Origin of the sequence: Streptomyces sp. Isolate_45 (assembly GCF_024721315.2) — a bacterium.
Taxonomy (GTDB): Bacteria; Actinomycetota; Actinomycetes; order Streptomycetales; family Streptomycetaceae; genus Streptomyces.
In genome coordinates this window covers 1-13,482 of record NZ_JANFAK020000199.1, presented here as the reverse complement: position 1 = coordinate 13,482, position 13,482 = coordinate 1, and the positions used below count along the sequence as shown (strand labels likewise).

Below are 13,482 nucleotides of genomic sequence, written 5' to 3'. Positions count from 1 at the left end.
CAAACCCCCGGGGCCCCCCCCCCCCCCCCCCCCCCCCCCCCCCCCCCCCCCCCCCGGGGGGGGGGGGGGCGGCGCGCGCCCCCCCCGCCCCCCCCCCCCCCCCCCCCCACGGGCGTGCCGTGTCAGTCTGTCCGGAGGGTGGTGCGCAGCCGGTAGCGGTCCCCGCCGTACTCCACCGTCGACAGCAGCAACGGTCGCTGGTCACGCGTGTACACCGGTGGCCCGGCTCAGCGCGGAGCGGACGTACCGATCGAATCCTTCGTGTTCGCCGACGACGACACGAAGGAGGGCGGCCTCGACATGTCCGACTTCGAGGTGGCTGCCCACTCCCCGGCCGGCTGACCCCCCTTCCGCCCTGAGATCATCCGGGTCATGGACATGGACGACGCATTGCGGGAACTGGCCGCCGTCGGGCCGTTCTTCGCCGTGCCGTACGGCAAGGAACCGCCCGGGCCCGGCTTCCGGCCGCTCACCGAGCTGTACGGGGAGCACCTCGGCCCCTGGGTCGGCGAGGTGGGCCGCCGGATCGGCAGCGGCCCCGACCGGGTGGCGGCCTCCACCGCCCAGTTCGGGATCGCCTCGCGGCTGTGGTCGATCGGCCTGGGTTGCGCCGCGCTGACGGGTAGGGTGCCGGACCTGGCCGCCGACCGGGTCCGGTGGCGGCTGCCCGACGCGGGCTCGATGGAACTGTGGCTCCCCGAGCCGGGCGAACTGCCCGCCGGGGCAGTGGGGGAGACCGTCCTCGGCAACCTGGGCCTCCTGGAGACCCCACTGCGCGAGCGGTTCGGGGTGTCGGTGAAGGTCCTGCGCGGCAACGCGGCGTCCGGACTCGTCGGAGCCCTGCGCGTCCTGCTCGACCGGGTCGAGGGCGGTCCCGCCGTCGACCTGGCCGGCGCCCTGCTCGCCGACGGCGGACCCCTGGCCGGCTCCGGCACCTTCATCCACGAGGAGGGCCTGGGCGTGGCCTTCGTCCGACGCAGTTGCTGCCTCTACTACCAGGTCCCGGGCGGCGGCTTCTGCGGCGACTGCGTCCTGCGCACGCGCCGGAGGTGAGCGCGGGCGGCTGTGCTATTTGCTGCGCGCGTAGGTGAAAACGACGCAGGCCACCGGGGGCAGTCGCACTGCTCCCCGATGGCCCCGCGGCATCACCGCGATGTCGTCCTCGACCGGCCGGAGGACGTACCGCGTCCTCGGGACGCCGTTCCGCTCCAGCCTCCCGACCCCGTTAGAAGGTCAGGTTCCAGGAGTCGATCCTGCCGGTGTCGCCGCCGGCGTTGTCGTTGACGCGCAGCTTCCAGGTGCCGTTCGCGACCTCGGAGGAGGCGTTGACGGTGTAGGTCTGGTTGATGTTGTCGGTGCTGCCGCCGGCGCGGTTGTGGACCGTGTAGACGGAGCCGTCGGGGGCGACGAGGTCGACCTTCAGGTCACCGACGTAGGTGTGGACGATGTTCACGCCGACCTTGAGGGCCGCCGGCGCGTTGCCGGTCACCCCGCTGACGGTGACGGCGCTCTCGACCGTGGTGTTGTCACCGATGGCGACGTCGGCCGCGTTCTCGAAGTACTTGCCGGGCGGCGGGGTGGACCCGACCGCCTTCAGGGCGTCGACCTGACCCTCGCCGAAGAAGCCGTTCTTGGCGGTGGTGCCCTTGCAGCGGCTGTCCGACGGGCAGGCGACGTCGTTGGCCTGGGTGGCCAGCTTGTCGCGCAGCTGCGCCGGGGTGATGCCCGGGTTGGTGCTCGCCAGCAGCGCCGCCACACCGGCGACGTGCGGGGAGGCCATCGAGGTGCCGCTCATGCTGCCGTACTTGCCGCCCGGCAGGGTGCTGTGGATGCCGGTGGCGTCGCCGCCGGGAGCCGTCACGTCGACCACGTTCAGGCCGTAGTTGGAGTACGAGGCCTTCGCGGTGGTGCCCATCGCCGAAACCGTGACCACGCCCGGGAGCTCGGTCGGGATGTCCAGGCAGGCGTTGGTGATGGTGCGGGTGACCGGCGTCGAGTCGTTCGGGCTCTCGGTGTCGGTCGTCTTGTTGGCCAGGTCCAGGTTGCTGTTTCCGGCCGCGGCGACCTGGAGCGAGCCCTTGCTCTCCGCGTACTCCTGGGCGCGCTTGACGCCCTCGATGATCGCGGCCTGGTCGGCGTTGTCCGGGCAGTTGAACTGCCACGGGTCGGTGTAGTAGCTGTTGTTGGTGACCTTGAAGCCGTGGTCACCGGCCCACATGAAGCCGCAGACGGTGTTCTCGGCGAAGAAGAGCGAGGAGCCCGGCTCCGCGATGCGCACCGAGGAGATCTTCACGCCCGGGGCGACACCGATGACGCCCTTGCCGTTCTTGGCGGCTGCGACCGTACCCGCCACGTGGGTGCCGTGGGTGCCCACGTCCCGCCAGGAGCCGGTGCGGGTGTCGGCCTTGCCGTACGCGCAGGACGCGGAGTCCGCCGCGTTGAAGTTCGGCGCCAGGTCCTGGTGCTGGTCGTCGACACCGGTGTCCAGGATGCCGACCTTGACGGTCGGGGAACCGGTGGTGACGGCCCAGGCCTGGTCGGCCTTGATCTGCGTCATGTCGACGCGGACCGGCTCGCCCGCCGGAGTGCTGGACTGCGCCGGATTGGCGGGCAGGGCCGGGTTGTAGGCGTCCGCCGGTACGTCCGACGTACGGGTGGCGCCGACCTGCTGGACGCCGCTCACGCCGCGCATGGTGGCCGCGAAGGAACCGGAGGCGGAGTGGGCGACGATGACGCCGATGGCGTCGTAGTTCGCGAAGACCGTGCCGCCGTTGGCGGTCACGGCGTTGCGGACCGCCGTGCTGTCACCGGGAGCGGTGATCACCAGGTAGGCGCGGGTGCCGGCGGCCCAGGTCGCACTCTGGGAAGCGGGCGCCGCGGACTTGGCCATGGCAGCGGGGGCGGACGGGGCGGGGGAGACCGGGTCGGTGCCCGCGAACGCGGCGGGGGCTCCGAAGACGAGGGCCGCACCGAGTGCGGTGGCCAGCGCCAGGGTACGTCGAGGTCGGCTGGATATGTGGGGTATCAATGCGTCCTCCGATGACCCGGTGGCGCTGATGGCGCCTACCGGGCCGTACGAAACGAGTGGTGGACGCAAGATGTCAGACGCGCGGCCCCGTAGGGAAGTACCTTTTACCGCAGCAGAATTGGCGGGCCGATGGCTGAAAACAGTCGTCGGCCGGGCAGGGCGCCGTGGGGGCGAGCCCTGTCCGGCCGACTTCGGCGGATTCGTACCGGACGTACCGGTCGTCGCGGCACGAATCCCGACCGCGGGGGTCGGGCCCTAGGCCGGGACGCCGTCCTTGGTGACCGCCCGGGTGCCGTCGCCGGACGTGTCCGGGTGGTCGGACGACGGTGCGGGCAGCGGGGTTTGCGGTGCGCCCGGCTCCGGGGCGTGGTCGTCCACGAGCGTGGACTCGTCGAAGGGGGTCCGGCCCGCGAGGACCTCGGTGGCGCGCTCGCGGTCGAACTCCTTCGTCCACGTCCCGATGAGTACGGTGGCGATCGCGTTGCCCGCGAAGTTCGTCAGGGCCCGGGCCTCGCTCATGAAGCGGTCGATCCCGACGATGAGCCCCACTCCGTCGACCAGTTCCGGCCGGTGCGACTGGAGCCCGCCCGCGAGGGTGGCCAGGCCCGCCCCGGTGACCCCGGCGGCTCCCTTCGAGGCCACGATCATGAAGAGCAGCAGGGAGATCTGCTCGCCCAGCGCGAGCGGTTCGCCCATGGCCTCGGCCACGAACAGCGACGACATCGTCAGGTAGATCGCGGTGCCGTCCAGGTTGAAGGAGTACCCGGTCGGGACGGTGATCCCGGTGACCGGCCGGGACACGCCGAGGTGTTCCATCTTGGCGATCAGCCGCGGCAGCGCCGACTCCGAGGAGGAGGTGGAGAGGATCAGGAGGAACTCCCGGCCCAGGTAGCGCAGGAGCGCGAAGACGCTGATGCCCGTACAGACCCTGAGCAGGGTGCCCAGGACGACGAAGACGAAGAGCACGCAGGTCAGGTAGAAGCCGATCATGATGACGGCGAGGGACTTGAGCGCGTCGACGCCCGTGGCCCCGACCACCGCGGCGATGGCACCGAAGGCGCCCACCGGGGCCACCCACATGATCATGGCGAGGATGCGGAAGACCAGCCTCTGGACGTGGCCGATGCCGCGCAGGAGCGGTTCGCCCGTCGTTCCCATGGCCTGGAGCGCGAACCCGCAGAGCAGGGCCACCAGCAGCGTCTGGAGCACCTCGCCCCCGGTGAAGGCCGAGACCAGGGTGGTCGGGATGATCCCGAGCAGGAACTCCGGGGTGCTCTCCGCCCCGCCCGCCTTGGCCTGGGCCTCGCCGGCGCTGCGCACCGCCTCGGTCAGGTGCAGGCCGCTGCCCGGCTCCAGCAGGTTGCCCACGAGCAGCCCGATGGCCAGTGCGACCGTGGACATGACCATGAAGTAGCCGAGGGCGAGTCCGCCCACCGCCCCCACCTTGGCGGCCTTGCGCACCGATCCGATGCCCAACACGATCGTGCAGAAGATCACGGGCGAGATCATCATCTTGATGAGGTTCACGAAGCCGGTGCCCAGCGGCTTGAGCTCCACGGCCACGCCGGGTGCGGCGAAGCCGACGGCGATGCCGAGGAGCACCGCGGCGATCACCGCGATGTAGAGGTAGTGCGTCTTGTCGCGTCTGGCGGCCACGTCGCCTCCTGGTGGTGAATGCGTTCCGGGAGACCATCGCCCAGCATGTGACCCCGGTCACCCTTGCGTTCATTGAGTTCACGGCCGGGTGCACACTGAGCGCCATGTTCCGCTTCCCCCGACCTCCCCGGAGCCTCGCCGGCCAGCTGTTCGCGATGCAGGTCCTGCTGGTCGCCGTCGTCGTCGCCGGATGCGCGGTCTTCGCCTACGCCGCCGCCCGGGGCCAGGCCGAGGACGCCGCCCGGCGGCAGGCCGGGGCCGTGGCCCGGGCCGTCGCCGACTCGCCGTCCGTGCAGGAGGCCGTCGGCGCCGCCGCGCCCGGGGCCGACCCCTCCGCCGCGCTCCAGCCCTACGCGGAGCGGGTGCGGACCGACTCGGGAGTCGACTTCGTGACGATCATGACCCCGGACGGGAGGCGCTGGACCCACCCCGACCCGCGCCGCATCGGCGAGCGCTTCCTCGGTAACACCGCCCCCGCGCTGCGCGGCGAGACCTTCAGCGAGACCTACACCGGCACCCTCGGCCCCTCGATCCGCGTCGTCACCCCGCTGACGGACCGGGACGGTCGCATCACCGGGCTGGTCAGCGCGGGCATCACCGTCCGCGCGGTCAGCGACCGGCTGGCGGCGCAGCTCTCCGCCCTGGCATGGTGGGCGGCCGGGGCACTGGCCCTCGGCGCGGTGGGTACGTACGTCGTGAACGCCCGGCTGCGCCGGCACACCCACGGCATGAACGCCGCCGAACTGAGCCGGATGTACGACTACCACCAGGCGGCCCTGCACGGGGTCCGGGAGGGGCTGCTGATGCTCGACGGGCAGCGCAGGATCACCCTCATCAACGACGCGGGCCGCGAACTCCTCGACCTGCACGACGAGGTCACCGGCAGAGGGGTGGCCGACCTCGGACTGCCCGCCCCGCTGACGGGCGCCCTGCTATCCGACCGGCCCCGGGTCGACGAGGTGCACCTCAGCGCCCAACGGGTACTCGTCGTCAACAGTTCGCCGGTCGCGGGCGGTGGCCGCCGGGGCACGGTGGTGACCCTGCGTGACCATACCGAACTCCAGTCCCTGACAGGGGAGTTGGATCACGAGCGGGCGTTCACGCAGGCCCTGCGCTCCCAGGCGCACGAGGCGGCCAACCGTCTGCACACGGTGGTCTCCCTCATCGAACTCGGCCGCAGCGACGAGGCGGTGGACTTCGCCACCGCCGAACTGGAGTTGGCCCAGGCCCTGACCGACGAGGTGGTCACCGCCGTGGGCGAACCGGTGCTGGTGGCCCTGCTCCTGGGCAAGGCCGCGCAGGCGCACGAGCGCGGCATCGAGTTGGTCGTCACCCCGGACAGCGGGCCCGTGGACGGGGCGCCGGGGATCCCGCCGGCCCGGGACCTCGTCACGGTGCTCGGCAACCTCATCGACAACGCCGTCGACGCCCTCACCGGAGTCCCGGGAGGGCGGATCGCCGTAACCGTGCGCCGGGAGGCCGGCGGGCTGTTCCTGCGGGTCTCCGACAACGGCCCGGGGCTGCCCGACGGGGTGGACGTCTTCCGGCGCGGCTGGTCCGGCAAGGGGGAGGGGCGCGGGCTGGGTCTCGCGCTGGTCCGACAGGTGGCGCACCGGCACGGCGGCGCCGCGGACGCCGCGGTCGGCACCTCGGGGTACGGCGCGGAGTTCACCGTACGGCTGCCGTCGGCCCCGGAACCGGAATCCAACTCGGATCCTCGGCCGACCCCGGAACCGGAACCGGAACCGGAATCGGAACCGGCGGCGGTGACGGACCCCGGGCGCGAGCCGGGTGGTGGACGCGAGTCGGGGCACGGTCGGGAACCGGATGCCGACCGGGCCGCGCAGGATCCGCCCGCCCCGGGCGGGGCGACCGTTCGGATACCCGGTCAGCGGCGTGGTGGGGAGGGCCCGGCATGAGCGCCCCGCAGGTACGGGTCCTCGTCGTCGAGGACGATCCGGTGGCCGCCGACGCGCACGCGCTCTACGTCGGCCGGGTCCCCGGTTTCACCGTCGTCGCCGTCGTCCATACGCTGGCCGAGGCCACCCGCGCCCTGGAGCGGACCCGGATCGACCTGCTGCTCCTCGACCTCACCCTGCCGGACGGCCACGGCCTGCGTTTCGCGCGCGGACTGCGTGCCTCCGGCCACCCCGCCGATGTGATCGCGGTGACCTCGGCGCGGGACCTGGCAGTGGTCCGGGAAAGCGTCTCCCTGGGCATCGTGCAGTACGTACTGAAGCCCTTCGCCTTCCCGACGCTGCGCGAACGGCTGCTGCGCTACGCGGAGTTCCGTGCGGCGGCGGGCGAGGCGGCCGGTCAGGACGACGTGGACCGGGCGCTCGCCGCACTGCGCGCGCCCGGTCCGGCGGAACTGCCCAAGGGGCTCAGCGCCCCGACCCTGGACCGGGTCGCGGCGCTGCTGCGGGCGGCGCCCGACGGGCTCACCGCCGCGGGGGCGGCCGAGGCGGCCGGGACGTCCCGGATCACCGCCCGGCGTTACCTGGAGCACCTGGTGGACACCGGTCGCGCGGACCGGGCCCCCCGGTACGGCCAGGTCGGCCGCCCTGAACTGCACTACCGCTGGCTGCCCGCCGCGACGGGTTCGGTGTCGAACGTGTAGAACTTCCGGTGGTCCAACATGTCGGCCGGGGTCACGTCGTTCCACGGCCGCATCGTGTCGCGCAGGTCCACCACGTTCGGCGTGCCGGCGGCCGGGAGGTACGTGGACTGCGGGTGGCGGGTCTGCCAATCGGCCCACAGCTTGTCGATGAACGCGTGGTGCATCCAGAAGACGGGGTCGTTGGGGGAGACGCCGGTGGCCATCTGGCCGCCGACCCACACGTGCACCCGGTTGTGGAGGTTGGCGCCGCGCCAGCCCTCCAGGTTGTTGCGGAAGCCGTTCGAGGAGCTGTTCCAGGGGGCCATGTCGTAGACGGGCATGGCCAGCACGGCGTCCACCTCGGCCTTGGTCGGCAGCTCGGCAACCCCACTGCCCAGGGCCCGGCGCAGGTAGTTGCGCCCGTCCACGCGGACGTTCACGTCCCACTTGCCGGTCGCGTAGGCGAACGGTCCGTCGAGGACCTGTCCGTCGCGGGCCCGGCCGGTTCCGCCGAGGAAGTCGGCGGCCCAGAGGGAGGAGCGGGTGGTGCGGTCGACGCTCCAGTCCCAGTACGGGATCGCCACGCTCGCGTCCACCGCCTGAAGAGCCGCCTCGAACTCGAGCAGAAAGCGGCGGTGCCAGGGCAGGAAGGACGGCGAGCGGTGGCCCACCCGGTCGCCCGAGTCGGTGTCGCTCATGATGAACCCGTTGTGGGTGGTCACGAAGCGGTCGTAGCGGCCGCTGCGCTTCAGTTCGAGCAGCGCGTTGGTGAAGGCGCGCTTCTCCTCGGGGGTCAGCGCGGCCTGGTTCTTGCGGACGGTCATGCCGTGCCCCCCATCGGTGCGAACGGCGCGAGGACGGCGCCCTGCAGCTCGCGCACGGCGGCGCGGGCCAGCGAGGTCGGATCCGCGAACGTCTCGTAGTGGTTGACCACGCTGATCCAGGTGCCGTCGGCGTTGCGCATGACGTGGAGTTCGCGGCCGTCTATGCGGACGGTCGGCATGCCGGGGGAGTGGTGGCCGCCGTGGTGGCCGCCCTGGCCGGGGGCTATCTGGATGCGTCGGCCCTTGTACACCTCGTCGACGGTGCCGGCGGGGGTGGCGGCGGCCCGGGAGTCGGTGGCGGCGGCGTGCGCGGTGGCGCCCGCGAGGCCGAGGACGGTGAGTGCGCCGGCAGTGGTGCCCAAGGCCTGCCGGCGGGTGATCTTGTTCATGGCCGTAGAACTATCAGGACAGCGGGGGCAGTTGACCGGTATCCGGACATCGCGCGATAAGTTTCATATAAAACGATTGAGCCGATCTTCCCGTCCTGACGGACCCCGGCGGCCTCGACCGGAAAATCTACGGGACATATGCTACTCGCCAGTAATTCTTGCGGCGAAGCCGGGTTCCTATGGAGGGGATCACATCGCATACTCGGCCGGAAGCTGCGACGCGAACCCTCGTGGGGGAAGCCGGATTCATGGCCATCTGCACCGTATAGTCCGGATATGGCTCTTCATGAGACGAAGGACGCGCAATCCCGGGACGCCGACGTGGACGTGTTCGCGTCCGTCCTGAGCGGTCAGATCCTTCCGAAGTTCCGCATGCCCGACGAACCCTCGCCCTCCGAGGTCGTCTACTCGCTTCTCCACGACGAGCTGCTCCTCGACGGCAACGCCGCCCAGAACCTGGCCACCTTCTGCACCACCTGGTCGGACGACGGCGTGCACCGCCTGATGAACGAGTGCCTCGACAAGAACATGATCGACAAGGACGAGTACCCCCAGACGGCCGAGATCGAGGCCCGCTGCGTCAACATCCTGGCCGACCTCTGGAACGCCCCGGCCGGGACCGCGGGCACCGGCTGCTCCACCACCGGCTCCAGCGAGGCGGCCATGCTCGGCGGCCTCGCCCTCAAGTGGCGCTGGCGGGCCCGGCGCCGTGCGGAGGGCAAGCCCGCGGACCGCCCCAACCTGGTGTGCGGCCCCGTACAGATCTGCTGGGAGAAGTTCGGCCGGTACTTCGACGTCGAGCTCCGGCAGGTCCCCCTGGAGCCCGGAGCCACCGGCCTGCTCCCGCACCAGCTCGCCGAGCACGTCGACGAGAACACCATCGGGGTCGTCGCCATCCTCGGCGTCACCTACACCTGCGACTACGAACCCGTCGCCGAACTCTCCGCCGAACTCGACCGGATCCAGGCCGAGCACGGCTGGGACGTCCCGATCCACGTGGACGGCGCCAGCGGCGGTTTCGTCGCCCCCTTCCTCCACCCCGACGTGGTGTGGGACTTCCGGCTGCCGCGCGTGGCCTCCATCAACACCTCCGGCCACAAGTACGGCCTGGCACCGCTCGGCGTCGGCTGGATCGTGTGGCGCACCGCGGACCTGCTGCCCGCCGACCTCGTCTTCGACGTGGACTACCTCGGCGGCGACATGCCGACCTTCGCCCTCAACTTCTCCCGGCCCGGTGGCGAGGTCATCGCCCAGTACTACCTGTTCCTGCGCCTGGGCCGCGAGGGCTACCGGCGCGTCCAGCAGGCCTGCGCCGACACCGCCCGCTACCTGGCCGGGCAGATCGCCGACATCGGGGCCTTCACCCTGCTCTACGACGGGGAGGGCGCCCTGCCCGCCGTCTCGTACACCCTCGCCGACCCGGCGGGCGCCGGATTCACCCTCTACGACCTCTCCGACCGGCTGCGGATGCGCGGCTGGCAGGTGCCCTCGTACCCGCTGCCCGCCGACCGCCAGGACACCGTCATCCAACGCGTCCTGATCCGCCACGGGGTGACCCGGGACCAGATCGCCCTGCTCGTCGGCGACCTGCGCCGGGCCGTGGAACACCTCACGGCCCACCCGCAGTCGGTTCCCACCACCGAACCCCGGTCCGGCTTCCACCACTGAGGCAAGGCCGCCTTCGACGCGTCACCATCGTCGGACGGCCCGGATCAGCGGGACGCCGACCAGCGCATGCCGAGGGCGGTCAGGGCGGCCGCCCGGTCCGGGGCGAGGCTCCCGGCCCGGGCGCGCTGGTTCGCGATCCACGCGCCGAGCCGCACCTCGTGGCCGTCGAGCGGTTCCACGTGCGTACGGGGCACACCCAGGTGCCCCTCCCGGGCGTGGAACCGTCGGGCGGCCTCAAGGTGCTCGGCCCAGGCCGCCGCGTGGCTGCGGCGCGGCGGGGGACGTTCCGCCGCGGCCGCGGGGGCGAGGCCCAGCGTGTGCTCCAACAGCCACCGCTGGGCCCACGCCAGCCGGGCCCAGCCCAGCCGCTGGGCCCGGACCCACCGGCCCAGGTCCTCGCCCTGGACCACCACCCGGCCGGGCTCCAGGGGCATCGTGCCGCCCGCGTCCAGATGTGCCCGGGTCAGCAGGAAGGCCCGCTGCCAGCCGATGTCCCAGGTCGGACACCAGGAGGGATCGATCTCCTCCAGTGCCTCCCGCCGCTCCTGCGACAGCGCCCCGGGCCCCTTCCGGCGGGCGGCGGCCCGGTTGTTCTTGACCCACACCCCGACCGGCACCCCGCGCCAGGTCGCCTCCACCGGCGGCAACAGGTGCCCGTGGCCGGCGGCCCAGGCCCGGGCCGCCGCGAGGCCCTCCTCGAAGGCCACGTCGAAGTGGTTCCACACCATGCCGAGTTCGTCCAGTTCCAGCGTCCGGTCCCGGCCCAGCGCGCCCCTGCGGTACGTGCGCCGCGCGTCGGCGATCCACTGGCCGAGCGGAAACCCCACCAGGGCCGCCGGCGTCCCCTCCGCCTCGGGGACCTTGTAGGCGAACGGCACCTTCAGGTCCCCGGCCGCGGCGGCGTAGACCCGGGCCGCCTCCGCGCCCCGCCGCCACCGCGTGTGCTCCGGGTTCAGCACGCGCAGCCGGATGAACGCCGCCAGCAGAGCCGGGTCGTGGGGCGTGGAGAAGCTCAGCAGGGCCTCGGCCCCCGGGCCGGGACCGGTACCCGGCCCCGCCGCACCCGGGGGCGCCGGCGTGCGGCTGGGTGCCTGCGGCTGGGCCAGCGCCTCCACGAGCCGGGAGTCGTGCGCCCGCAGCGCTTCGAGCAGCCGCGCGAGGTCGCCGTACGCGCGGGAGGTGAGCATCGAGTCGGGGCTCTCCCCGGGACCCAACAGCACCGGCACGACCAGCGAGGCGACCTTCCCCTCGCCGGGCCGGATCCGCAGCGCCCGGCCGACCGCCTGCACCAGGTCCGGCATGGAGCCGCGCACGTCGGCCCAGAAGACGGAGTCGCACTCCTTGGTGTCCACGCCCTCGCCCAGCACCCGGACGCTCCCGAGGAAGGCCTTGTCGGCGATCCGGTCGTCGGCGAACGCCTCCAGCACCCGCCGCCGGTGCCCCACCGCGTGCTGCCCGCTCAGCCAGTCCGCCCACACCGTGCGCGGGTACGCGGGCTGCGGGCTCCGGCTCGTGGCCCGCAGCCGCGCCGCGACCGCGGGCAGCCCCGCCGCGAAGGCCTCGGCCTCCTTCGTCAGGTGGTGGAAGACCAGCGTCCGCCGGAACCCCTGGTCCGCCGCGGCCTTGACCAACGCCGCCTGCAGCGCCGCCAGCCGCATCCCGCGGACCTCGTCGGAGCGCCCGTCCGCACCCAGCAGCAGCGCCGGGCGGAACCCGGGATCCGAGACGTCGACGCACACGACGCGATAGGGGGCGCAGATCCCCCGGTCGATGGCCTCCGACAGCGAGAGGGTGTGGCAGCGCGCGCCGAACGGGCCCAGCGGATCGTCCTCCATCGACGCGACGAGCGTGCCCCCGCCCCGCAAGCCCCGGCCGCCGACCGGTTCCTCGCCGTCCGACCCGTCCTCCCCGTCCTCGCCGTCACGCCACACCCGGGGCGTCGCCGTCATGTAGAGCCGCCGGACGGACGCGATCCGGGTGTTGTCGTGCACCACCGCCCACGGCTTGCCGATCCGTCCGGACGTCCGGTGGGCCTCGTCGACGACGATCAGGTCCCAGGACGGCAGGGCCGCCCGGTGCGCGCGCTCGATGGTGCCCAGGCCCAGCGAGGCGTACGTGGCGAACACGGTCACCCGCTGCGCGGGCCGGCCGGCCCACCGGGCCAGCTCGGCGGGGTCGGTGGTCGTGGGCAGGCCCACGTCCTCGCCGCGCAACGAGCACACCGCGAAGGCCCGGCCCGTGCGGCCCCCCTCGCGCCAGCCGGCCACCGTCTGCACCAACAGGTCCAGGGAGGGCACCAGGACGAGCACCCGGGTCGCCCGCAACTCCTCGGCGGAGCGGACCGCGACGAGGGACTTGCCGGACCCGGTGGCCATGATCACCTGGGTCCGCAGGCCCCGCTCCGGCACCCGACCGTCCGCGGGCAGCTGGAGCGCGCGGACCACGGCGTCCACGGCTTCGCGCTGGTGCGGTCGAAGTTCCCTCCTCGCCACCGCTCTCACCCCGCCCGCTCTCAGCTGCCCCTTCGGCTCCAGGCCCTATCTTGCCCGGATTCTGAGTCAGGGAGGGGATTGAGCGGGACGGGCCGGAGCGACTCCGCAACGGGGCCTTCCCAGGGCCGGGCGTCGCGAGGCGGCCGGGAGTTCGACGACAGGCCCTAGCGGGCGCCGAAGTTCTGCGTCCACCAGGGGCCGCCGGCGCCCGGCTGCATGCCCACGCCGAGGTCCTTGAAGGAGCAGTTGAGGATGTTCGCGCGGTGCCCCGGGCTCTTCATCCACGAGTCCATCACCGCCTGCGCGGTCTGCTGACCCTTGGCTATGTTCTCGCCGTACGTCGACCAGCGGTACCCGGACGCCGTGGTCCGTGCCCCCGGGTCCACCCCGTCGGGGTTGGTGTGCGAGAAGAAGTTCCGCTGCGCCATGTCCGCCGAGTGGGCCTGCGCGGCCGAGCGCAGCTGCGCGTCGTCCTTGAGCGGGCCGCAGCCGGCGGCCGCCCGTTCGGAGTTGGCCAGGGCCAGGACCTGGCCGACGACACCCTGCGGGGCGGGAGCCGGAGCCGGGGCGGCGGCCTTCGTGGTCGGTGGAGTGCTCCGGGACGGCGACGGCGCCGCCGAGGAGGACTTGACGGCGGAAGGCGACGGCGAGGCGGACCGCGAGGCCGGGACGGACGGTGAGGCGGACGCCGACACGGAAGCCGAGGCGGAGGGGGACGCCGGTCCGGAGGACGACGGGGCGCCGGTGTCGGGCGCCGACAGGGCCGCCAGTGGGGACGCGGGGGCGGCGCCGGTCGCCTCGGTGTCACCCGAACCGGGGAGCGAGC

Annotated in this window: 11 protein-coding genes; 5 read left to right on the top strand and 6 right to left on the bottom strand. The window is 72.9% G+C overall.

Annotation, left to right across the window (positions count from 1 at the left end; genetic code table 11):
- Positions 1–207 precede the first annotated feature (207 nt).
- Both NOD94_RS36180 and NOD94_RS36175 read left to right on the top strand, forming a co-directional pair.
- The gene (locus tag NOD94_RS36180; protein WP_281210473.1) at positions 208–342 is read left to right on the top strand and encodes a hypothetical protein; all 135 of its coding nucleotides are present in this window, start codon (positions 208–210) and stop codon (positions 340–342) included.
- Between the two features lie 30 nt (positions 343–372).
- The gene (locus tag NOD94_RS36175; protein ID WP_281210472.1) at positions 373–1,053 is read left to right on the top strand and encodes a (2Fe-2S)-binding protein; all 681 of its coding nucleotides are present in this window, start codon (positions 373–375) and stop codon (positions 1,051–1,053) included.
- A gap of 172 nt (positions 1,054–1,225) precedes the next feature.
- Here NOD94_RS36175 and NOD94_RS36170 read toward each other — a convergent pair whose 3' ends face one another.
- Positions 1,226–2,992, bottom strand: coding sequence for a S8 family serine peptidase (locus NOD94_RS36170; RefSeq protein ID WP_281210475.1), 1,767 nt, complete (start codon positions 2,990–2,992; stop codon positions 1,226–1,228).
- Positions 2,993–3,283: 291 nt separating this feature from the next.
- Positions 3,284–4,684, bottom strand: coding sequence for a cation:dicarboxylase symporter family transporter (locus NOD94_RS36165; protein WP_281210471.1), 1,401 nt, complete (start codon positions 4,682–4,684; stop codon positions 3,284–3,286).
- A 104-nt stretch (positions 4,685–4,788) separates the two neighbouring features.
- Between NOD94_RS36165 and NOD94_RS36160 the strand changes: the two genes are divergently transcribed.
- The gene (locus NOD94_RS36160; RefSeq protein WP_348652371.1) at positions 4,789–6,603 is read left to right on the top strand and encodes a sensor histidine kinase; all 1,815 of its coding nucleotides are present in this window, start codon (positions 4,789–4,791) and stop codon (positions 6,601–6,603) included.
- A complete protein-coding gene (locus tag NOD94_RS36155) occupies positions 6,600–7,304 on the top strand; it encodes a response regulator (protein ID WP_281210470.1) in 705 nt (234 codons plus the stop codon). Before NOD94_RS36160 ends, NOD94_RS36155 begins: the two co-directional genes overlap by 4 nt.
- Here NOD94_RS36155 and NOD94_RS36150 read toward each other — a convergent pair.
- Entirely contained in the window at positions 7,259–8,107 is an 849-nt protein-coding gene (locus NOD94_RS36150) for a tyrosinase family protein (protein WP_281210469.1), read from the bottom strand. The two genes, NOD94_RS36155 and NOD94_RS36150, sit on opposite strands and share 46 nt — an antisense overlap.
- Positions 8,104–8,496: a tyrosinase cofactor gene (locus tag NOD94_RS36145; RefSeq protein ID WP_281210468.1), complete on the bottom strand. Its 393-nt coding sequence runs from the start codon at positions 8,494–8,496 to the stop codon at positions 8,104–8,106. The genes NOD94_RS36150 and NOD94_RS36145 overlap by 4 nt, the downstream gene beginning before the upstream one ends.
- Positions 8,497–8,772: 276 nt before the next feature.
- Between NOD94_RS36145 and NOD94_RS36140 the strand changes: the two genes are divergently transcribed.
- Positions 8,773–10,164, top strand: coding sequence for a glutamate decarboxylase (locus NOD94_RS36140; RefSeq protein WP_281210467.1), 1,392 nt, complete (start codon positions 8,773–8,775; stop codon positions 10,162–10,164).
- Positions 10,165–10,208: 44 nt separating this feature from the next.
- Here the strand turns inward: NOD94_RS36140 and NOD94_RS36135 are convergent, their stop codons facing one another.
- The gene (locus NOD94_RS36135) at positions 10,209–12,656 is read right to left on the bottom strand and encodes a DEAD/DEAH box helicase (protein WP_281210466.1); all 2,448 of its coding nucleotides are present in this window, start codon (positions 12,654–12,656) and stop codon (positions 10,209–10,211) included.
- 164 nt (positions 12,657–12,820) lie between these two features.
- The coding region (locus NOD94_RS36130; RefSeq protein WP_281210465.1) for a CAP domain-containing protein at positions 12,821–13,482 on the bottom strand (662 nt) is incomplete at its 5' end.

Excerpts from the sequence above, each read along its gene's own strand:
- NOD94_RS36175 (WP_281210472.1), top strand. The coding sequence starts at position 373 with ATGGACATGGACGACGCATTGCGGGAACTGGCCGCCGTCGGGCCGTTC.
- NOD94_RS36160 (WP_348652371.1), top strand. The coding sequence starts at position 4,789 with ATGTTCCGCTTCCCCCGACCTCCCCGGAGCCTCGCCGGCCAGCTGTTC.
- NOD94_RS36155 (WP_281210470.1), top strand. The coding sequence starts at position 6,600 with ATGAGCGCCCCGCAGGTACGGGTCCTCGTCGTCGAGGACGATCCGGTG.
- NOD94_RS36150 (WP_281210469.1), bottom strand. The coding sequence starts at position 8,107 with ATGACCGTCCGCAAGAACCAGGCCGCGCTGACCCCCGAGGAGAAGCGC.
- NOD94_RS36145 (WP_281210468.1), bottom strand. The coding sequence starts at position 8,496 with ATGAACAAGATCACCCGCCGGCAGGCCTTGGGCACCACTGCCGGCGCA.
- NOD94_RS36140 (WP_281210467.1), top strand. The coding sequence starts at position 8,773 with ATGGCTCTTCATGAGACGAAGGACGCGCAATCCCGGGACGCCGACGTG.